This is a genomic window from Actinopolymorpha sp. B9G3 (assembly GCF_040120725.1).
Lineage (GTDB): Bacteria > Actinomycetota > Actinomycetes > Propionibacteriales > Actinopolymorphaceae > Thermasporomyces.
In genome coordinates this window covers 20,391-40,689 of record NZ_JBEEAB010000028.1, presented here as the reverse complement: position 1 = coordinate 40,689, position 20,299 = coordinate 20,391, and the positions used below count along the sequence as shown (strand labels likewise).

At 68.1% G+C, this 20,299-nt stretch carries 21 protein-coding genes; 8 read left to right on the top strand and 13 right to left on the bottom strand.

Annotation, left to right across the window (positions count from 1 at the left end):
* Nucleotides 1-18: 18 nt before the first annotated feature.
* Genes ABNF93_RS30635 through nhaA form a run of 3 tightly spaced genes read right to left on the bottom strand, consistent with a single transcriptional unit; the run spans nucleotide 19 to nucleotide 2,936 of the window.
* A complete protein-coding gene (locus tag ABNF93_RS30635) occupies nucleotides 19-1,191 on the bottom strand; it encodes a cation:proton antiporter (protein ID WP_349331722.1) in 1,173 nt (390 codons plus the stop codon).
* Nucleotides 1,192-1,202: 11 nt separating this feature from the next.
* On the bottom strand, nucleotides 1,203-1,682 hold the full coding sequence (locus ABNF93_RS30630; RefSeq protein ID WP_349331721.1) for a cation:proton antiporter regulatory subunit: 480 nt from the start codon (nucleotides 1,680-1,682) through the stop codon (nucleotides 1,203-1,205).
* Nucleotides 1,683-1,718: 36 nt separating this feature from the next.
* Complete coding sequence (nhaA, locus tag ABNF93_RS30625) at nucleotides 1,719-2,936, bottom strand: Na+/H+ antiporter NhaA (protein WP_349331720.1); 1,218 nt, start codon at nucleotides 2,934-2,936, stop codon at nucleotides 1,719-1,721.
* A gap of 361 nt (nucleotides 2,937-3,297) precedes the next feature.
* On the opposite strand from nhaA, the gene ABNF93_RS30620 reads away from it, so the two are divergent.
* Complete coding sequence (locus tag ABNF93_RS30620; RefSeq protein WP_349331719.1) at nucleotides 3,298-3,783, top strand: CBS domain-containing protein; 486 nt, start codon at nucleotides 3,298-3,300, stop codon at nucleotides 3,781-3,783.
* A 31-nt stretch (nucleotides 3,784-3,814) separates the two neighbouring features.
* On the opposite strand, the gene ABNF93_RS30615 is transcribed toward ABNF93_RS30620, so the two are convergent.
* On the bottom strand, nucleotides 3,815-5,038 hold the full coding sequence (locus ABNF93_RS30615; protein ID WP_349331718.1) for a PucR family transcriptional regulator: 1,224 nt from the start codon (nucleotides 5,036-5,038) through the stop codon (nucleotides 3,815-3,817).
* 302 nt (nucleotides 5,039-5,340) lie between these two features.
* On the opposite strand from ABNF93_RS30615, the gene ABNF93_RS30610 reads away from it, so the two are divergent.
* Nucleotides 5,341-5,988 (top strand): methylated-DNA--[protein]-cysteine S-methyltransferase, encoded by a 648-nt coding sequence (locus ABNF93_RS30610; RefSeq protein WP_349331717.1) that lies wholly within the window; start codon nucleotides 5,341-5,343, stop codon nucleotides 5,986-5,988.
* Between the two features lie 111 nt (nucleotides 5,989-6,099).
* Here the strand turns inward: ABNF93_RS30610 and ABNF93_RS30605 are convergent, their stop codons facing one another.
* Nucleotides 6,100-6,921, bottom strand: coding sequence for an ArsR/SmtB family transcription factor (locus ABNF93_RS30605; protein ID WP_349331716.1), 822 nt, complete (start codon nucleotides 6,919-6,921; stop codon nucleotides 6,100-6,102).
* 168 nt (nucleotides 6,922-7,089) lie between these two features.
* Between ABNF93_RS30605 and ABNF93_RS30600 the strand changes: the two genes are divergently transcribed.
* The gene (locus tag ABNF93_RS30600) at nucleotides 7,090-7,617 is read left to right on the top strand and encodes an HAD domain-containing protein (protein ID WP_349331715.1); all 528 of its coding nucleotides are present in this window, start codon (nucleotides 7,090-7,092) and stop codon (nucleotides 7,615-7,617) included.
* 217 nt (nucleotides 7,618-7,834) lie between these two features.
* On the opposite strand, the gene ABNF93_RS30595 is transcribed toward ABNF93_RS30600, so the two are convergent.
* From ABNF93_RS30595 to ABNF93_RS30585, 3 genes are all read right to left on the bottom strand, one after another.
* Complete coding sequence (locus tag ABNF93_RS30595; RefSeq protein ID WP_349331714.1) at nucleotides 7,835-8,827, bottom strand: GNAT family N-acetyltransferase; 993 nt, start codon at nucleotides 8,825-8,827, stop codon at nucleotides 7,835-7,837.
* A 172-nt stretch (nucleotides 8,828-8,999) separates the two neighbouring features.
* On the bottom strand, nucleotides 9,000-9,410 hold the full coding sequence (locus ABNF93_RS30590; protein WP_349331713.1) for a hypothetical protein: 411 nt from the start codon (nucleotides 9,408-9,410) through the stop codon (nucleotides 9,000-9,002).
* Nucleotides 9,411-9,559: 149 nt separating this feature from the next.
* Nucleotides 9,560-9,886, bottom strand: coding sequence for a DUF1905 domain-containing protein (locus ABNF93_RS30585; protein ID WP_349331712.1), 327 nt, complete (start codon nucleotides 9,884-9,886; stop codon nucleotides 9,560-9,562).
* A gap of 170 nt (nucleotides 9,887-10,056) precedes the next feature.
* Between ABNF93_RS30585 and ABNF93_RS30580 the strand changes: the two genes are divergently transcribed.
* Nucleotides 10,057-11,022: a helix-turn-helix transcriptional regulator gene (locus ABNF93_RS30580; RefSeq protein WP_349331711.1), complete on the top strand. Its 966-nt coding sequence runs from the start codon at nucleotides 10,057-10,059 to the stop codon at nucleotides 11,020-11,022.
* A gap of 145 nt (nucleotides 11,023-11,167) precedes the next feature.
* Nucleotides 11,168-12,190, top strand: a complete 1,023-nt coding sequence (locus tag ABNF93_RS30575; protein WP_349331710.1) for an amidohydrolase family protein — start codon at nucleotides 11,168-11,170, stop codon at nucleotides 12,188-12,190.
* Between the two features lie 68 nt (nucleotides 12,191-12,258).
* On the opposite strand, the gene ABNF93_RS30570 is transcribed toward ABNF93_RS30575, so the two are convergent.
* Nucleotides 12,259-12,663, bottom strand: a complete 405-nt coding sequence (locus ABNF93_RS30570) for an MmyB family transcriptional regulator (protein WP_349331709.1) — start codon at nucleotides 12,661-12,663, stop codon at nucleotides 12,259-12,261.
* Between the two features lie 75 nt (nucleotides 12,664-12,738).
* Between ABNF93_RS30570 and ABNF93_RS30565 the strand changes: the two genes are divergently transcribed.
* Nucleotides 12,739-13,701, top strand: a complete 963-nt coding sequence (locus ABNF93_RS30565) for an aldo/keto reductase (protein WP_349331708.1) — start codon at nucleotides 12,739-12,741, stop codon at nucleotides 13,699-13,701.
* 127 nt (nucleotides 13,702-13,828) lie between these two features.
* The gene (locus ABNF93_RS30560; RefSeq protein ID WP_349331707.1) at nucleotides 13,829-14,665 is read left to right on the top strand and encodes a class I SAM-dependent methyltransferase; all 837 of its coding nucleotides are present in this window, start codon (nucleotides 13,829-13,831) and stop codon (nucleotides 14,663-14,665) included.
* A gap of 119 nt (nucleotides 14,666-14,784) precedes the next feature.
* Here ABNF93_RS30560 and ABNF93_RS30555 read toward each other — a convergent pair whose 3' ends face one another.
* The 4 genes from ABNF93_RS30555 to ABNF93_RS30540 form a co-directional block, all read right to left on the bottom strand.
* Nucleotides 14,785-15,930, bottom strand: coding sequence for an RNA polymerase sigma factor (locus ABNF93_RS30555; RefSeq protein WP_349331706.1), 1,146 nt, complete (start codon nucleotides 15,928-15,930; stop codon nucleotides 14,785-14,787).
* Nucleotides 15,927-16,337 carry a YciI family protein gene (locus tag ABNF93_RS30550; RefSeq protein WP_349331705.1) on the bottom strand — a complete coding sequence of 137 codons (411 nt, stop codon included), beginning with the start codon at nucleotides 16,335-16,337 and terminating at the stop codon, nucleotides 15,927-15,929. The genes ABNF93_RS30555 and ABNF93_RS30550 overlap by 4 nt, the downstream gene beginning before the upstream one ends.
* 184 nt (nucleotides 16,338-16,521) lie before the next feature.
* Nucleotides 16,522-17,022 (bottom strand): pyridoxamine 5'-phosphate oxidase family protein, encoded by a 501-nt coding sequence (locus ABNF93_RS30545; RefSeq protein WP_349331704.1) that lies wholly within the window; start codon nucleotides 17,020-17,022, stop codon nucleotides 16,522-16,524.
* A gap of 364 nt (nucleotides 17,023-17,386) precedes the next feature.
* Nucleotides 17,387-17,953 (bottom strand): helix-turn-helix domain-containing protein, encoded by a 567-nt coding sequence (locus ABNF93_RS30540; RefSeq protein ID WP_349331703.1) that lies wholly within the window; start codon nucleotides 17,951-17,953, stop codon nucleotides 17,387-17,389.
* Nucleotides 17,954-18,026: 73 nt separating this feature from the next.
* Between ABNF93_RS30540 and ABNF93_RS30535 the strand changes: the two genes are divergently transcribed.
* Nucleotides 18,027-19,616, top strand: a complete 1,590-nt coding sequence (locus ABNF93_RS30535) for an FAD-dependent oxidoreductase (RefSeq protein WP_349331702.1) — start codon at nucleotides 18,027-18,029, stop codon at nucleotides 19,614-19,616.
* Nucleotides 19,617-20,299: the final 683 nt, after the last annotated feature.

Sequence of the window (20,299 nt, the reverse complement as noted above, 5' to 3'; positions counted from 1 at the left end):
CTCGGTGGCCCGGGCGGATCAGACCGGGTCGACCGCGCGAGGCTGGAGCGCAGCGGGCGACGGCCCGGCGATGCCGGTGAACCGCGTCGCCAGGGGGCAGATCACGGCAAGCACGATCACGTACGCCGTGGCGAGCGAGGTGAGGAGGCCGGCCATGCCGGTCAAGCCGATGATCACGAGGGAGAACTCGCCCCGGGCGATGAGCACCGTACCGGCGCGGAGCCGACCACGTGGACCGGCTCCGTCGCGCGCCGCGGCGTACCAGCCCGCCACCACCTTGGTCCCTGCGGTCACCAGGGCAAGGAGTAAGGCCGCGGGCAGGACTGGTAGCAGGTCACGCGGGTCGACGGTGAACCCGATCGCGAGGAAGAAGACGGCGGCGAACAGGTCCCGCAGCGGAGTGATGACCTGACGAGCCCGCTCGGCCACCTCGCCGGTCAGGACGAGCCCGACGAGGAACGCGCCGACGGCCGCGGAGGCGTTGGCGAACTCGAAGAGTCCGGCGACCAACAACGTCAGGCCGAAGACGCGGAGCAGCAACTGTTCGGTGTCGGCGCCCGCGAGCATCCGGTCGACCGACGTCCCCAGCCGGTGGGACGCGGTGAACGCCAGGAGAAGCGCCCCCGATGCGGCGGCGACGCCGAACACCGCCTGTCGCCAGGTGCCGCCCGCCGCGAGGATCGTCATCAACGGCAGGTAGAGCGCCATCGCGACGTCCTCCAGGACGAGGACGGCCAACACCGATGGCGTTTCCCGGTTGCCCATGCGGCGGAGGTCGTTGAGAAGCCGGGCGACGATGCCGGACGACGACACCCAGGTGACTCCCGCCAGCGCCAGGCTCCCGGTCCACCCGAGGCCAAGGAGCCATCCCGCGACCGCACCTGGCGTGGCGTTGAGCAGGAAGTCCACCCCAGCAGACGGTAGGTGCCGCCGCATGCTGTCGTTGAACTCCGAGTAGGAGAACTGCAGGCCAAGGGCCAGAAGAAGCAGGACCACGCCGATGGACGCGCCCACCTCCACGAACTCCCCCGCCGCCGGAGTCGGCACCACGCCGCCGTCCCCGATCGCGAGCCCGGCAAGCAGGTAGAGAGGCACGGGAGACAGCGCGAGCCGGCGGGCAAGCACCGCCAGAAGGCTGAGAACGAGCAGGACCATACCCAGCTCGACCAGCAGGCCGGTGGATGAGTGCACGGGTACCCCGCTCAGCTACGGACGAGTCGTTCGACAGCCGAGATCCCGTCGTGCGTACCGATCACCACGAGGACGTCGCCTGCTCGGAGCAGCTCGCCGGGTCCGGGAGAGGCGATCACCTGGGCATCACGGACGATGGCGACGATCGAGGCACCCGTCAGAGTCCGCGCCCGCGTGTCGCCGAGCGGCCGCTCGTCGAAGCGCGAGCCCCGGCCGATCTCGATCTGGCCGGCGCCGAGTCCGGGTACCTCCCTGGTGAGATCGGCGAATCGCTCGGCAACCCGGGGGGCACCGAGGATCTCGGCGACGGTTTCCGCCTCGTCGGCGGTCAGGCTGAGAACGGGACGAGCCACATCGGGATCAGCTGCGGCGTAGGTGACCAGGTCGACGTCGCCAGTCCGCCGGGCGATGATCCCGACGCGTTCACCTTCTTCGGTGTTGAACTCGTAGCGGATTCCCACACCTGGCAGCAGGACCTCGGTGACCTCCATGCCCTCATCATGGGACACGAACCGCCTGCGATGCGATCAGCGCGACGCGGCCCTCTCCCGTGTCTCGGCAGACGTCGAGCGAGTCAGGAGTGCGGCCCCGATCACCCCGCCGGCCAGCGAGCCGGCGAAGATGCCGATCTTGGCTTGCTCCACGCTGGCCGGATCGTGGTAGGCCAGGCCGGCGATGAACAGCGACACGGTGAATCCGATTCCCGCCAGCGCCGCGATCCCCCACACGTTGCCGAGGCTCAAGCCGCACGGAAGGGAGCCGACCCGCGCGCGGACGGCCACGGACGCCGCGATCCCGATTCCCAAGGTCTTGCCGAGAAGCAGGCCCGCTGCCACTCCCCACGCGATCCGAGAGCCGGCCGCCTCGGGCAAGGCGGTCCCCCGCAGGTCGACACCGGCGTTCGCGAGGGCGAAGGCCGGTACGACGACGAACGCCGTGACCGGGTGGAGTCGGCTCTCGAGCTCGCCGAGGACGTCGCGTCCCCTGAAGGGTCGAGCGGGGGTGAGCAGGGCGAGAGCGACACCTGCGATGGTCGCGTGGACTCCGGACTCGTGGGTTGCGTACCAGACCCCGAGCGCTGTCACGACGTAGGGCCAGATCGTACGGACTCCCCCGGCACGCAGGGCCAGCACGAGGACGAGCCCGGCTCCGGCCGCCGCGAGCCAGCCAGGTGCCAGGTGGGACGAGTAGAACACCGCGATCACGGCGATCGCGAGGATGTCGTCGACGATCGCGATACTGAGCAGGAGCAGCTTGGCACCGGAAGGAACGCGGTCGCCGAGCGCTGCCAGGACGCCGACCGCGAACGCGATGTCCGTGGCGATCGGAATCCCCCACCCGGCTCCTCGCTCACCACCTCCCGAGATCACCAGGAACGTGAGAGCCGGCAGGACGACGCCTCCGACCGCGGCGATCGCGGGAAGTGCCGCCGTCCGCCGGTCGCGCAGCTCCCCCCTCACCAGCTCCCGCTTGATCTCCAGCCCGACGACGAAGAAGAACAAGGTCATCAAGCCGTCGTTGATCCAGTGCCTGAGGTCTTCGGTGATCGCGAGTGGGCCCGGGCCGATGCTGAGTTTCGTCGTCCAGAGGCCCTCGTAGGCCGACGATGCCGGACTGTTCGCCACGGCGAGCGCCACCATGACGGCACCGAGGAGGAGGTAACCCCCGGTCGTCTCCTCCTTCAGGAAACGGACAACCGGTCCGAGAACCGTGCTCCGGGTGTCGTCTGCCTTACGAAGGCCCATCGCCGCCCTGCCCTTGTCGTGACTGGTCCCGAGCGCCGTGGACTGGCCGCATGAATCCGTCGCCGACCCCCGGAGCAGCTGTCCAGCCGGCGGCGGTCCGGGACGCACGAAGCGCCGGCAACCTCCGGTGACCGGATGCCGTGCCATCGTCGGCTGGCCTGAGGTTCGTGGACCAGATCGCGAGCCGCCAGGCTTCGCCGCGCGGGGTTGCCGTAGTCCGGCAACAAGGCGGGGCCTACTGCGGTGCGGAGTGCCATTGCCGCGCCAGGACAAACGAAGCGACCATGCAGCGGGAGGCACCGTTGAGGTCCGAGGGCCGCGGTGCACTTTGCCGGACCCATCGATGTGGGAGGGCCGAAACATGCGCGCTGTCGAGATCGTCGAGGAGAGTCTCCCGGTTGCCGCGCACGAAGATGACGCCGTACACGTACTGAGACTCGTGGCCAGCCAGCGGCTGCCAGGCCTGATCGTCACCCGCGGTACGGCCCGGCCGCCGCTCGTGGTGTCGACGGTGGACATCCTGCGATCGCTCGTCCCCGCGTACGTCCAGGAGAGTCCCTGCCTGGCCCACGTCTACGACGAGGAGCATGCCGATCGGATCGCCGATGACCTTGCCGGGCGGCGGATCGGCGACATCGTGCCGCCATCCCCGGCGCAGCTGGCTGTCGTGGATGGGCAGGCCACGCTCATCGAGCTGGCGTCGGTGATGATTCAGCTGCGCTGCCCGCTCGTCGGCGTTCGCGACGGGCAGCACCTGCGCGGTGTCATCACGGCGAGTCAGGTGCTCGAGTGCCTGCTGTCGCCGTCCCTACCGCGTCAAGCGCGTCCCCGGACGTCGCGCGGATAGTCGGATACGAGGGCGCCACAGGGAGGGGCGCCTACGCTCGCTCGCGGGGGGTCTCGACCTCGGGCCAGTCGAGCAGTTGCGCACCCAGGACCGCCACCTCCAACGCAAACCGCTGCATCGAATCATCCGGGGAGTATCCGGTCAGCGCCTTGATCCGGTCGAGGCGATAGGTGACCGTCCGGGTACCGATCTGCAGGCGGCGCGCCGCAACGGTCGCCACGCTTCCGGCCGAGAAGTAGGCCGACAGCGTGTCGAGCAGCGGTCTTGCGCCACCACGTGCCTCCGCCAGAGGACCCAGCACCGCGGTGACCAGCTCGGCGAGTGCCGCACGATCACGGAAGAGGACCTGGAACACGAGCAGATCGGCCGCCCGAAGAACACGTGCCTCGAGCTTGAGCTGCCGAGCGAACTCGAGAGCGCTACGCGCCTGTTCGAACGACCGCACGACGCCGCCCGGGCCGGAATGCGCCCGCCCGATCGCCACGCGCCACCCGGTGTCGTTCCCGATCGCCTTCTCCACCTCACTGGCGAACTGGTCGGGTACGTCGGTCAGGTCATCTGCGGTGAGGCAGAGCAGCAGCCCCTCCTTCGTGGTCACGAGAAGGTCCCGCGAGCCGAACCGCGACAGAAGAGCCCGCTCGACTCTGCGGGCCACCGGATCGCCCTCGGCAAAGGGCTGCTCAGCCTCCGCGGCCGCAACGACATGCGCACCCGCGAGCCGGAGTCCGAACTGCTGGGCGCGCTCGGCCAGCATGCCCAGGTCACGATGTCCGTTCAGCAGATCGTCGATGAACTCACGGCGCTGCGCCTCCTCCTGCCGGATGGCCCGACGCTGGGCACCTTCGTAACCCTCGGCTATCGCGCTGACGGACGCGTCGGCCGCGCGGAAGAGCTTCTCCCCGAGGCTCCGAAGCTCGGTGATGCCTCGGGCCCGACGTACCCCTGGCAGCAGTGGCCAGGCCAGCCACGTCGCACTGAGGTAGAGATCGATGACCACCCGCAGAGGCACGCCTCGCTCCGCGGCCCGGACACCGACAGCCCGCCTGGTTTCGAGCTCCTCCCGACGGAGCCGGCGACCTGTGGCGCTCATTTCTGACAGCACGAGCAGGTAGTCACCGAGCAGGTCGGCCGGTGCGCCCTTTGCGTCCTGGCTCGCCAGGGCCGGGACTCCGGCAAGATCGACCGTCCGGAGGCGACCGGGACCGCCACTGCCCCCCGGAAGCGCCCGCGCGCTGCCCGCTGCACGTCCTCGCACCCCTCGAGCATCACCTGGTTGCGTCGGTACGGCAAACATGCCGCGGCCGAGGGCCCCGGTGGGCAGCACTGGTTGCCGGTGACAGGCAAGCAGCGGCCGGGTTGATTGCCAGGACCGCGAACGCAGGCGCCACATCTTGCGAACAGCACGACGAACCAGACCTTCCGCCCAGTCCGCCGGCTGGCGCCATCCTCGACCGCAGACTCGGCGCGTCGGACGGACGATCTCCCGCGGCGACCTCACGAATCGCCCTGGGCCGTGCGTTGACAGGGTGAGAACCGCCTACAGGAGGGGATCACCCGATGATCACCACCGCGCCAGAACCCGACGCGGGCCAGGACGCCGACCTGCGCGCCGCCCTCGAGCGGGCGACCGACGCCGATCCGCTCGGCGAGGCGTACGACCGGCTCCGCGACCACCTGACCGACCAGGCCCAGCGGGCCGGAATCCTCGATGTCGCGTACCGCACGGTCGACACCCCCGTCGGCGAGCTGCTCGTCGCGGCGACCGAACGTGGGCTGGTCCGCGTGGCGTACCCGATCGAGGGTCACGAGAAGGTCCTCGACGCCCTCGCCGGCGAGGTCAGCCCGCGCATCCTCCGCACCCCTGCCCGACTCGATCCGGCGGCCAGGCAGATCGACGAGTACTTCACCGGCCGCCGACGAGCCTTCGACCTGCCCCTGGACATGCGGCTCGCTCGCGGCTTCCGCCGGCTCGTGCTCGATCATCTCCGCGAGATCGGCTACGGCACGACCGCGAGCTACGGCGCCGTCGCCGCGGCCGCAGGCAGCCCGGCAGCGGTGCGCGCGGTCGGTACCGCGTGCGCGCGCAACCCGCTCCCCGTCGTCGTGCCCTGCCACCGCGTGGTCCTCGCCAACGGTTCGATCGGGAGGTACGTCGGGGGCGTCACCGCCAAGAGGACCCTGCTGGAGATGGAGGCCGCATCGTGACCTCCGCCGCCACCGACATCGCACCGGCCGCCCGCCGGAAACTGGAACCCGACCGCGTCCGCGGCCATCGACCTGACCGTGATCAGGTCGATGGCCGCGCCCGCGAGCCGCTCAGCCTCCCTGGCGGGCGCCGACCGGCTCGGGGTCAGGAAGGGGCTCGCCAGTCTCCAGCAGCGACTTGAGACTGGACAACAGATGCGGCCAGCCTTGGCTGACAGTTTCCAGGACGACGCTGTCGGGCTCGAAGCCGTCGTGGACGACGGTCAGCTTGACCAACGGTCCGGCAGGTTCGATGTCGAAGGTCACCTTGGACCGGCGTTCCTTCACCGCCCTGTCGAGGAAGTCCGCGGCCACCCATTCCTTCGCACCGGCGTACCACTCGGGTGTGAAGGTGTGCCAGGTGTAGGAAAGTCGGCGGCAGGGCTCGGACTCGAGGATGACCTGGCCGGGGTCGGCGGTGGTGATGCCGTGCTCGTTCCAGGTCATCGACGATCCCACCTTCCAGTCCGTGTCGAACGTGGTCCCCCAGTACCGCGCGGTGAACGCGGGATCGGTCAACGCCTGCCAGAGTCGTTCGGGCGTGGTGTTGATGTAGGTGGTGTAGACGAACTCCGGCTTGCTCATGGGTTCTGACTCCAATGCTGTCTTCAGGTCGGCGAGTGCGTGGACCCGATCGCGGTCGTACTGGCTGATCCACCGCTGGGCGATGGCGTTGATCGGTTCGGCGTTGAGGTAGTGCAACTTCTCCCGGCCGCGCCACACGGTGGCGACCAGGTTGGCGGCCTCCAAGAGGCTGAGGTGCTTGCTGACGGACTGCCGGGCCATGTCCAGACCCGCACAGAGTTCGCGCAGGCTCTGGCCGTTTCGTGCGTTCAGGCTGTCGAGCAGCCGCCGCCGGCTCGGGTCCGCCAGTGCCTTGAACACCTCGTCCATCTGCCACCCCCAAACATGCAGCCAGTTGGCTGCCTACAACTTAGGCAGCCAACTGGCTGCATGTCAACCGCACCCGGACCTGCCGGGCGGTGGCCCGACATCATGGCGCCGCCGGCCCCGTGAACGGCCCAACGGCTTGCCTCGCGCGAAAGCCGATACGGTGCGGCCGTGGCCGATCATGCACGGCGCCCCCTGCTGTTCCTGGACGTCGACGGGACCCTCCTGCCGGTCGGCGGCGTTCCGCGTCCCTCGCCCATCGACTGGGGCGCATGGCAGGACGCGTCGAATCCACAGCTCGCGAAGCTCGATCCGGCACACGGCCCACTGCTGCGGGCCTTGTCCTGCGAACTCGTCTGGGCAACGGCGTGGATGCATGGCGCCAACGAGGTGATCGCTCCGCTGCTCGGACTGCCAGAGCTACCAGTGGCCGACCTTCCGGACGCACCCGAGGAAGACGATTTCAGCGTGTTGCACTGGAAGACCAAGGCCCTCGTCGAGGCTGCCGCAGGACGCCCGTTCATCTGGGTGGACGACGAGATCGGCGAACTGGACCGGTCATGGGTCACGACACACCATCACGGCCCGGCCCTGCTTCACCGCGTCGACTCTCAACACGGCCTCACGCTCGTGGACTTCGACACCCTCAACGACTGGCTCCGGCGTACACCCAGCGCGCAAGCCGAGCCCACGAACTGACGGCCCATGGTCCAGTCGGGTGGCCGAACAGCAACGCCAGGAAGGGGAATGTCGATGAGCCAGCAGCCGAACCTGCATGTCGAGCGCGCCCCGACCACCCGGGCAGACAGACAGTTGACCACTTTGCCTCCGCGTGATCGACCCGGACGGTCAGAAAGCGCCCGTCGCGCCGGATCACGCGCGGCCGGGGCGGCAGGTGACGTCGCGCCGGTGCACATCAGGGCTTGTACGACGTGAGCAACCGCGTGATCGTGTGCTGGTGGGTCACCTCAGCGATCTCGCCGAGGGTGAGTCCACAGCTGAACCTGCGTTCGAGGGCCCGCGGTTCGACCTGCAGTGCACCACGGACGGCGGACACGTCTCCGCGTCCAATCGCCTCCACGAGGACTACCTCCTCGCGCGGTGGTGGCGGGGCTTGGAGCGTCTCGTGGGGCATCCACCAGGTTTGACCGGCCTCACCCAACGCCCTGAAGCCCGCCCGCCGATAGACCGGCTCACCCATGGCCGTCGCGTTGAGCAGAACGTGCTGGCAGCCCAACTCTCGCGCAGATCGGCATGCGGCGACCGTCAGCGCCGTGCCGATGCCCTGCCGCCGGACGCCGGCCACGACGGCCGTGTCATAGATTCCGCCGATCGACTCCCCTTCGAACTCGGACAGGTGCAGCATGACGGCGCCCACACCGACATCCTCGAGGAACGCGGCGAAGCACCGCAGCGATGGGACGGTCCCATCGCTGGCCACCGGCCGATACGGCAGATCCTCCAGACCGCGATCGGTGTCCTTGTCGATCTCGGCCACGACCAGACCCTCGGGCTCGGGATTGTCCTCGACGAGGTTCGTGAGGTCCAGTCCCATCCAGTTCGGCCGCCAACCCCAGTGAAAGCCCCGAGCGAGAAGCCGGGGTCCGAGGTCGTCGACCGCCCGCTCATCCATCGACCACCAGCCCACCTGACCGAGAGGGCGATGCTGTCGGGCGAAGGCCACCACCTCGTCGGCGAACTCGGACGCCTCGGCCGACGGTACGTCTGGAAAGCCCACGAGGATCTCCGTGCCGGGCCGGTAGGCCACCACGCCGCCGTACGTGCGTCGCACCGATCCGCCGGCAGCCACCGCCTGCGTACTGAACATGCTCTGGTGGTTGGACGCTCCAGCCAACTGGAGTCGGCGATGGAGCGGCTCCGGATCAGATGTCGGCGAACGGACGGCCATGGCGTCTCCTTCTCGAGCGCCTGGGTCCACGTTCAGGCCAGAAAGTAGAGGCCGGCGACGTGCATACGTAGGTCGAACGAAGGTGGACTATGCCCTTCCCGCGGACCCGGAAGCGCCCTCCAGCGCCCTGCGAGAGTATGGCTGAGGAGTTGCCGTGTCCACCGAGATCGGCTCAGGGCTGTTCCGGCCGAGGTAGCGCCGCCTGCCACCGGAACCACGCGTTGCTTGCCGGGAGGAACTGCAGGACCACGGCGGGCACCACCACGGGTATGGGCCAGAGTGCGAGTATGAAGAGACCGCCGAGGACGGTCAGCACGATCCGGGCAACGGCACTTCCGCGTCGCAGCCGCGTCGACGCCACCACGAAGACCACGCCCAGCCCGACGACGAGGAACACCGCAACAGGCGACAGCGACGCGCCGGTCCCGCTCTGCTGCGCCCAGTACCAAAGGGCAGCCACCGCGAGGACGATGCCCAACGCCAGCCAGAGCCCGGCGGCGACGGTGACCGCGCGCGGACGTTGCTCAACTGGCGGCTGGTCCGCGTCGGGGGAGGGCAGGTGTTCCGGACCGACAGAGCTCATCGCCGTCCTCGCAGTCGCTGCGGATATGACCAGTTCGTCCTACTTCTCCGGAGCGTATCGCCGAGCGGGTGGGAGGGGTCCCGGTCGCCGGCGGGACGCAGAACCTGCGGGCGTCCCCGGCCGTGGGTACAGCTCGGGTGCCACTCGGGTTACTGGCGACCACTCGTGGTCAGCCGGACCGTGACGGTGTCGCCGTCGTCAAGCCCCTCGGCCCTGCGCACCATGTCCTTCAGCGGTACGACGTATCCCCCGTCCTTGGGCCACAGGGACGTCGCCCACTCGGTGTCGCCGATCCGCACCTGGACGGGGATCATCCCCCAGCCGTAGGTGACTGCCGCGGAAACCGACTGCAGGTCGAGGCTCTCCTCCTCCGGCACGGTGACGAAGTAGTACGGCGCCGGGCCCCGCCACTGCCAGATCTCGCCGCTGAACTCCACGACCATGCCGTCGTGGTCCCCCTCGGCCGCCTCTTCCATGGCCGCCATCATGGCTGTGATCGTTCGTCGTAGGGAAGACCCGCTCGGTCGCGGCTCAACGGGCGTTGCACTGGCCGGCCCCGTCGCCCTCGGCGTCGGTCTTCCTTGGTCATGGCGCCACACGCTACGCTCCGATCCGGACGTTCCACTTCCGGATTCTGGACTTGCTGATGGCGTACGACACGAGCCCCACCGCAAGGGCCCTCCTGGCCCTCGAACTTCTCCAGGCCAGCCCGGGCATCACCGCCGACCGGCTCGCCGACAAGCTCGGTGTCTCGGAGCGGGCCGCCCGGAGATATGTCGGCATCCTCCGCGAGGCCGGTATCCCGATCGAGTCTGTCCGTGGGCCCCACGGCGGCTACCGCATCGGCCGCGGCCTTCGGCTTCCGCCGCTGATGTTCACGGCTGCGGAAGCCCTCGGACTGGTCATGGCCGTACTCGACGGCCACCACGACGCAGGCGATCCGGCAACCCTGGTCGGCAGCGCACTCGGCAAGATCGTGCAGGCACTCCCGGAGCCGGTGGCCGCCCAGGCCGAGGCCGTCCGTCGAAGTACCGCGCCCGCCCCCGACCGCTCCGCCGCCCGGCCCGACCCCGAAACCACGACCGCGCTCGTCGAGGCCCGCTCGAACCACCGACGGGTGCGGCTCGCCTACCGCTCCGAGGCCGGGTCCGAGTGGGTGAGCGAGGTTGACCCGTGGGCGGTCGTCGTACGCCACGGCCGGTGGTACCTGCTCTGCTGGTCCCACCATGCGAACGATCGGCGCGCCTACCGCATCGACCGGGTCACCGCCGTCGAGATCCTCGACGGCATTTTCACTCCGCCCGCCGACCTCGACCCCGTCGCCGACCTCGAAACGCACCTCGCCGTCGGCTGGGACTACGCCACCGAGGTCGTCATCGACGCGCCCCTCGACACCGTGACGCCTTGCCTCCCCCGCGCCCTCGGGCGGCTCGAACCAGTCGACTCTCAGACCACCCGACTGGTCGGCAGCACCAGCAACCCGATCTGGTACGCCGAGCAACTCGCGGCGCTGCCGAGGTCGTACCGGATCGTGAAGTGCCCCGAACTCCAGGAAGCCGCGCGGACCATCGGGCAGCGACTGCTGGCCGCGGGCGAGAGTCCACGGCTTTGACCTGGGTCCGGCCATCGTCGCAGCCCTGGCAATTTCCGGACACGTTTCTTCGCCCGTATGCGCTCTCAGCCGGCCGTCAGCATGTCCAGGGGAATATTCAAGTAAAATCAGCCAATCCGAATTCCTCGAATCGATACGGCCGCCGATGCTGAGCACCGATCCCACGAACGCGATGACCAGCGATTGTCTACGAGCGATCGACGCGATCCCCAAGGCCGACCTGCATCTGCACCAAGAGGCTGAGCGATGCCTGGACCGCATCTTTTCCAGGCGTGACGGTCGACCACCATATGACTGGTCGGCCTGGCGCCGTCAGATAATCGAGACCGTTCCAGCCGGACAAGAACGCTTGCGTCTCATCGGCACGGTCAAACCAGTTCCGTTAGCCGACGATGATGACGACCTCTTCGTAGCCCGATTTGCCGAACTCCTGGAATTCGAGGCCGAGGCGGGCGCGCATTACGTGGAGGTGCGAGGCGACGGCCGCACAATACGCAAGGCTCGGTTCATGGAACTCTTCCGCCAGGCTGAACAGCGCGCCCAGGAAAAGTACCCTCAGCTCCGCGCCGAGGCGATCGCCATCGTCATGACGACACTGCCCGCGGACGAGGTTGCCGCCATCGCCGACGAATGCGTGCGGGCCCGGGACGACGGCCTCGCCGGCGTGGACTTTCTGTACCAGCCGTACCTCACCGACGCCGACTGGACCCCGATCTACCGCCTCGCTGAGCGTTTCGCGGAGGTCGGCCTCGGCGTCACCGCGCACGCTGGCGAAATGTCCACAGCCAACATCGCCGCCGCGGCCCAGACGCCCGGCCTCACCCGCATCGGGCACGGCATTCACGCCGCCTCCGAACCGGGCCTCATTGATCTGCTCATCGACCGCGGCATCACCTTGGAGTGCGCACTGACCTGCAATGCCTTCCTAGGCGCCACGCCGTCGCTCGAGGAGCATCCACTGCCTCAGCTCATCGAGGCTGGTGTCGCGGTGGCTCTCGCGACAGACAATCCGATCCAGGTCGGTACGACGATCGGGCGGGAATACCTCGTGGCAGCCTCACTCGGTCTCACCATTCGACAGCTGCACGACATCGCGCGGAACGCCATCCAGGCGAGCTTCACCACACCCGACAGGCGAGCGGAGCTTCTCGCCCGCCTCGGGCCCTGATCCCTCATTCCTTTCCTGCTGCCGCGTCTGTCTCTTCCTGATCGCGTTGGTCTTGGGTCGCTACCCAGCTAGCCAACACCTGGAGGGCGTCGGCTGTCGGCGTGCCGGCCAGTGCGGTGTACACCAGAAGTGTGAGGCCGAGGTCGGAGGGGAACTCCATGGGCCTCGAAGTTGAGGTCGAGGTCGCCGACGACCGGGTGGTGCAGTTTCTTGACGCCGGTGCGGTGGAAGCGCACGTTGTGTGCGGCCCATCGGGTGCGGAAAGTTTCGCTTCGGGTCGACAGTTCGCCGATGAGGTTGGTGAGGGCGTTGTCGTGCGGGTTTCTCCCCGCCTCTGACCGCAGGATCGCGGCGATGTCGGCGGCTGCACGTTCCCAGTCGACGAGGAAGTCCCTGGAGGCCGGGTCGAGGTAGACGAAGCGTGCGGTGTTCGCCGCGCCAGTGAGCGTGTGGACGCCCGAGGAACTGCGCAACTTCGGCGGACCCGCGCCGGAACACTTCGGCTCCTGCCCCGCCGTACACAAGAGCTGTCACGGAAGGAATGTGTCATGGAGTACACGCGCTTGGGGAACTCGGGACTGAAGGTCAGCCGGATCGCGCTGGGCTGCATGAGCTTCGGTGACCCATCCCGAGGCTTCAGCGAATGGGCCCTCGACGACGACGCCGCGGAGCCGATCTTTCGGCAGGCCGTCGAGCTCGGCATCACGTTCTGGGACACCGCGAACGTCTACGGCTACGGCAGCTCGGAGGAGATCGTCGGGCGAGCCATCGAGAAGTACACCCGCCGGGAGGACGTCGTGCTGGCGACGAAGGCGTTCTTCAAGATGCACGACGGTCCAGGCGGCTCAGGGCTGTCGCGCAAGGCCATCCTGGAGCAGATCGACACATCCCTTACGCGGCTGGGAACCGACTACGTTGACCTGTACCAGATCCACCGCTTCGATCCGCACACGCCCGTCGAGGAGACGATGGAAGCCCTCCACGATGTCGTACGTTCCGGCAAGGTCCGGTACATCGGCGGCTCGTCCATGTGGGCGTGGCAGTTCTCGAAGCTGCAATACACCGCTGACCTGCATGGCTGGACGCGGTTCGTTTCCATGCAGAACCAGTACAGCCTGATGCAGCGGGAGGAGGAGCGGGAGATGTTCGGGCTGTTGGCCGACGAGGGCGTGGGCAGCGTCCCGTGGAGTCCGCTCGCCAAGGGCCGTGTGGCCCGGCCGTGGGGCACACAGACACATCGCGCCTCCACCGACCCGGTGGGCCGTCGGTTCTTCGAGGCGCAGGACAAGCCCATCGCGGATGCGGTGCAGCAGGTCGCAGAAGCGCGTGGCGTGCCCATGGCACAGATCGCCCTCGCCTGGGTACTCCACAATCCCGTCGTCACCGCGCCCATCGTCGGACCCACCAAGCACCTGGTCGACGCCGCCGCGACACTGGGCATCCAGCTCACCGACAGCGAGATGCACGCCCTCGAGGAGCCCTACACCCCGCGTCTGCCCACAGGATTTTGACAACCATCCTCACGGACCCGGCCCGAATGCTCGGCTACTTCCAGGCGTCACATGCGGAATGCACCTGCCCAGCTGTGGCGTCGGATCACCGACCGGCCGCGGATCGCCTCGCCAGTACCATCCTGAAATGGACGCCAAGGAATGGACGTGGGACGAGACGCTGTTCTCCGGGAGCGCAGCCCACTACGGCATCGGCCGCATGCCCTACCCGCCCAGCCTCGCCGACGCTGTTTGCCATGAACTCGATCTCGACGGCACCGGGCGACTGCTGGACGTCGGCTGCGGACCCGGGTCGCTCACAGTCCTGCTGGCACCCCGGTTCGCCTCGGCAGTAGGCGTCGACGCCGACCCCGGCATGATCGCCGAAGCACAGCGCCGGGCCGGGGAGGCGGAGGCAGGCGCCATCGAATGGCGGCATCTGCGCGCCGAGGACCTGCCAGCCGGCCTGGGCACGTTCCAGGTCGCCTCGTTCGCCCAGTCGTTCCACTGGATGGATCAGCCCCTGGTCGCCCGTCGCGTCCGCGACATGCTCAGCCCAGGTGGGGCCTGGATCCACGTCGGTGCCACCACGCACCGTGGTGTGACCGGTGAGCACCCGCTGCCGCACCCGCCACCACCGTGGGAACAGATCGAGGACCTGGTCGCCCGGTATCTCGGACCAGTACGCCGGGCCGGACAAGGCCACTTGCCGCAAGGCACCCGCGGAGGCGAGGAGGCCGTCATGCGACAAGCCGGTTATACCGGCCCTACCCGGATCACCATCGACGAGGAACGGATCACCGACCGGAGCATCGACGAGATCATCTCGGCGGTGTTCTCCCTTTCCAGTTCGGCGCCGCACTTGTTCACCGACCAACTCCCCGCTTTCGAAGGCGATCTGCGCCACCTCCTGCAGAAATCAGCCCCGAACGGCCGCTTTGCCGAGCGGGCCAGTGCCGTCGAGGTCGTCATCTGGCGACCCTGACGCCGTCGAGGGAAACGGGGCGTCAGCCCTGACTCGAAGGGAATGCGTCAGCCCTGTATCCAGACCTGTATGGAGATGGTGAAGGAAGCCCTCGTCGGTGTATGCCTACCGTCCGCCGCTCAACTGCGCAGCTGCGCGTTGAGCCGTGCGGCCTGTCGCGTGAGGTGGTCGCGTTCGGGGAGATTGGGTGCTGATCGGGCGGCTTCGGCGTAGAGCCGTGCTGCGGTGACTGGGTCACCGTCACGCTCGTGGAGGTACGCGGCGGCCGCCGTGTGGCGGGGCAGGGAGGGGTCGAGCTCCGCCAGGGCAACCAGTCCGGCCCTTGGGCCGTCGGCCTCGCCGACCGCGACGGCGCGGTTGAGGCGGGCTACCGGGTTGTCGGTGAGCCGCAGCAGTTCGTCGTACCACTCGACGATCTGCACCCAGTCGGTCTCCTCGGCCGTCCGCGCGTCGGCGTGCAGCGCGGCGATGGCGGCCTGGGCCTGGAACTCGCCCAGGCGGTCGCGGGTGAGGGCCGCTTGGAGGACGTCGACGCCCTCGGCGATCAGGCGGGTGTTCCACAGGCTGCGGTCCTGCTCGGCGAGGGGCACGAGGCTGCCGTCGGTGCGGGTCCGTGACGGGCGCCGCGCGTGGTGGAGCAGCATGAGCGCAAGCAGGCCCGCCACCTCCTCATGGTTGATCTTGGCCGCAAGTTGGCGGGTGAGCCGGATCGCCTCGGCGGCGAGGTCGACGTCGCCGGAGTAGCCCTCGTTGAAGACCAGGTAGAGCACGCGCAGCACGGTGGCGACGTCCCCGGGCTGGTTGAACCGGACGCCCGAGACGGTCCGCTTGGCCCGGCTGATCCGTTGGGCCATGGTCGCCTCCGGCACGAGGTAGGCCTGCGCGATCTGACGCGTGGTCAGGCCGCCGACCGCGCGCAGCGTGAGCGCGACGGCCGAGGCCGGTGTCAAGGAAGGGTGAGCGCACAGGAAGTACAGCTGGAGCGTGTCGTCCACCGCCTCGCCCGGGGCGGGCATGGGCTCGCCCTCGACGCGTTCCTCGCGGTGCCGTCGGGACGTGTCGGCGCGGGCAGCGTCGAGGAACTTGCGCCAGGCCACGGTGACCAGCCAGCCCTTGGGGTCCCGCGGTGGGTCGTCCGGCCACACGCGCACGGCCTCGACCAGGGCGTCCTGCACGGCATCCTCGGCCGACGCGAAGTCGGCCTTACGCCGGACGAGGACCCCGATCACCGCGGGCACCAGGTCCCGCAGCAGCGACTCGTTCATTCGGTGACCGTCGACTGCTCGCCGTAGAACGGGCGAACCTCCAGCCATTCGTAGACTGGCTTGCCGCCAGGCCCGGGGGCCGCCGACAGCTCCCCCGCCAGCTGTACCGCGCGGTCCCACGACTCCACGTCGATGATGTACCACCCGGCGATCAGGTCCTTGGTCTCGGCGAACGGCCCGTCGGTCACCGGCGGCCGCCCCTCACCGTCGTACCGCACGAACGCGCCGTCGGGCGCCAGCGCCTGGGTGTCGACGAACTCGCCCGTCTCCTCCAGCCGGGCCGCGAAGTCGCGCATGAACCGCACATGCGCGTCGACCTCGTCCGGTGTCCACTGGTCAATCGGCCCGAACTCCGCGGCGGGGGCCGGGCCACCCCGGTAGTGCTTGAGCAGCAGGTACTTGGCCATCATGTTCTCCTTACGCGAACGGCCCATTGTGGCCGTGTTCACTGCGGGGACGGAGCGGGGAGCGGGTTCTCGACATCCCACCGGGACGTTTTCCTGGGACATTTCCTGGCGGACTTCACAGACCCCGTGTGCCGCGGTGGGGTCGAGGCATGGGCGATCCCCACTGCGAGCGACCGCGCGCCGCTCAGCCGTGCTGACGCTCCTCCCGCTGTCGGACCAGTTCCTCGACCGCGCTCGGCAGAGTCGTCTCGAAGTCGATCAGCTTCGCCCAGGTCGGGGTCACGACGATCCGGACCATGCCGTCGTGGTAGAGCGAACGCACCTCCGCCTCCCACTCGACCCGCTGCTCGGGCGTCATCTCGTAGGTGCTGGTCGCCCGGAGATACTCGTCCGGGATGCCATCGACGTAGTCCAGCTCGGCGCGGCCGCGGATGAGCAGGATCTTGGGTGGGTGCACCTCGGTGTCGATCGTCAGGGCGACCGTCGGGTTGTCGCGTAGGGCCGGGAGCTTCGGCGCGTTCTTCGTCGTGCACATGACGATCTCCGAGCCGTTCCAGGCGAACGCGATCGGCACATTGCGGGGTGTGCCGTCCTTGGCGACATAGGCCAAGCGCGTCAGGTCGCGGGCCAACAGTTCCTGGCTGATCGGTCGGTTCAGTACCTCGGTGATCTCGTTCGGTTGCATTGTTGTTCCTCCCGTTGCCGTTCTCGGTCTCTCCAGGCGGATCGTTCTGGTGGGTCGCAGGTCGGCCGCGACGGGCCGCTAGCCGAGATCCTCGGCCAACCCGATGAAGATCCCCTCAGGGCCGCGGACGTAGCAGAGCCGGTAGCTGTCCTCGTACTGCGTCCTCGATGTCGTCGACGACAATGCCGACGTTGTCCATCCGCTGAATCGTCATGGTGTTCTCCTTCCTCGCGCTGGCCGTTGTGGCCACTGGTGTACCTAGGACGGAGCCAGCGCCGCATTCTCGACACCCTGAACGTGCTGAGTTCCAGAACCTGCTGGCAGTCGCCGCCCTGGGGCGCCGAGGTCTTACGCTCTTGGATGGCTACCCGGTTTCGCGGTGGATGTGGGCGTGGTGGCCGTCTCGATCGAAGATCATGATGAGCTCGGCCGGGCCGTCGATGGCTGCGAAGGCGTGCGGTGTCATGGTGGCGAACTCGGCGGCCTCGCCGGTCTCGACGGTGATCTCGCGTTCGCCGAGGGACAAGCGCACCCGTCCTTCGGTGACGAAGAACCAGTCGTGACCGGGGTGGACCCGTTGCTCAGCCGCTTTGCGGGTTGGTTCGAGGCGCATCTTGACCGCGGTCGTGCTGTCGGTCGGTCGGCTCAACATCCAGGTTGTGCGCTCGCCCGTGCTGTCCGGCGTCGGGCGGATGACCACATCGTCGTCACTGCGCACGTCGAGCAGGGCGTCGAGGTCGACATGCAGGGCCGTGGCCAACGGCAGCAGGATGTCGAGGCTGATCGTCCGCTTGCCGGTTTCGACGCGGCTGATGGTGGAGGGGCTGAGGTTGGTGCGTGCGGCGACCTCGTCGAGCGACAAGCCGAGCGTGGTTCGAAGACTCCGTAGCCGCGTCCGAACCAGCTTTTCGATCTCCCTGGGTTCCGTCATCGCCTCTCCATGTGTTTGCGGATACTGCAAGTAGCCTCGCACATATCGCCAGGATGGCGTAGCGTCCGGGGGCATGAGTGATTCAGACTTCCGTCCCATAGAACGGCACTGTGACGTCGCGGTCGTCGGTGGATCAGCGGCCGGACTTGCTGCCGCGCTCCAAGTCGGGCGTCAGCGCCGGTCGGTGATCGTCATCGACGCCGGCGATGCACGCAACGCCCCCGCCGCGCACATGCACGGCTACCTCGGCCGTGAGGGGGTCACGCCTTCAGATCTGACCACCGTGGGTCGCGAGGAGGTACGCAGCTACGGCGGTGAGGTCCTCGCCGGTCGGGTGAGTCGTGTGACCCGGACCGATGACGACCACTTCCGCGTCGAACTCGTCGATGGTCACTTCGTCGTCGCCCGTCGGGTCATTGCCGCCACCGGTCTGGTGGACGTGCTTCCGGACATCGACGGAGTGGCCGAGCACTGGGGGCGCGAGGTCATCCACTGTCCCTTCTGCCACGGGTTCGAGGTCCGCGACCGCCGCATCGTCCAGATCGTCACCCACTCCATGGGACTGCACCCCGTCGGGTTGTTTCGCCAGCTCAGCGAGCGGCTCACCGTCGTGCTCCACAACCCTGTCGGCATCGACGAGTCCGAGATCGACGTCCTTCGGGCGGCCGGCGTGGACATCCGATCCGGGCCGGTGGGCCGCATCGTCACGGGCGCGGACGGCCACGTCGCGGCCGTCGAGCTGGCCGACCACGAACGCATCGACGCCGACGCGGTAGTGGTTGGTCCTCGGTTCAGGGCACGCGCCGAACCGTTTGCCTCGCTCGGTCTGCGACCGGTGGCGCACCCGTCCGGGCTCGGGGATGTCGTGGAGACCGACGCGACCGGGGCAACCGCGATACCGGGTCTCTACGCCGCCGGCAACGTCACCGATCCGAGCCAGCAGGTGTTGCAGGCCGCCGCCGACGGCAGCCGCGTCGGTGCCATGGTCAGCTTCAGTCTCGCAGACGACGACATCCGAGCCGACGCCCGACGATCAGGCAACGAGGCCGACTGGGATCATCGCTACGCCGGCGACCAGATGTGGAGCGGCAACCCGAACGGCACACTCGTCAACGAGGTCGGCGGCCTCGCGCCTGGCCGTGCACTCGACGTGGGCGCCGGCGAGGGCGGCGACGCACTCTGGCTGGCCGAACAAGGTTGGAAGGTGACTGCCAGTGACATCTCCCAACGCGCACTGGACCGTGTCAACGCCGAGGCCGAGCGCCGCGCTCTCCACGTCGTCTGCCACCGCGCTGACGCGAACGCAGTCGATGCATTTGAAACCGCAGCGTTCGACCTCGTGTCAGCGCATTACGCATCGATTCCCCGCACTCCCGATGGCCGCGGTGTTCGCAACCTGCTCAACGCCGTTGCCCCCGGCGGCACGCTCCTTGTTGTGAGCCACGACCTCGAGCCGATGCGTGCGCCGACCGGCAATCTGGCCCACAGTCGACCGTTCGACCCAGACGCCTACCTACGAGTCGACGACTTCGCAGCTATGCTCACCGACTCAACCGAATGGAACATCGAGGTTCATGAGAAGCGACCTCGCCCGGCGGGTGCCGCCTCTGCTGCCCACCACATCGAAGACGTCGTGCTCCGAGCCCGACGAAGCGCCAGTTGACAAGATTCCGCGTTCCCCCGACCTGCCCTTGAACCGCGCCGACGACACGCCACCATCGATGAACTGCTTGAACTCCACGAACCGCTCAAGGGCTACCTGATGTGGATGCAACAATCGGATCTACTGGCGCTGAGCGTTGCTTGCAGCGTTGTCGGGCGCGGGTTCGATCTTTCATCGCCGGTGGTTGTGGCGCGAGGAGAGGCGATCAATTGGCTGAATGTCACGGGGCCGATGAGTGGATCGTAGACCTGCCTTCGTCCGGCAGGCCTACCCGTTCGGCAACATCCGAGCTGACGGGGAAGATTCAGGGCTCTACAGACGACGGATGCATCTGGCTCGTCACCGACGAGGACAGCAGCAGGGTCCCGTTGCTCTGGCCGTCGGGATGGCGGGTAAGAGTGAGGCCTCACCACAGAACCAAATTCACGGTGCTTCATAGGGGGCTTCGCAATCGCGACTTGCAGGCTGGAATCTATTTCGGCACCCGTCTAAGACTCGTCGGTTACTATGAAACTGTCGGTCCGGACGATGAGTGCATGCTCGGCAAGTCTAAGGCGTTTCGGATCGTCGATACGGTCTTCCTCGATGCCGATAACCTCCTACCCAAGGGCGTTCCACCTCCAACGCGAAAGAAATGACACCAGGGGAACAGGTTGCGCGCCTGCGTTGGTCGAAGACTTGCT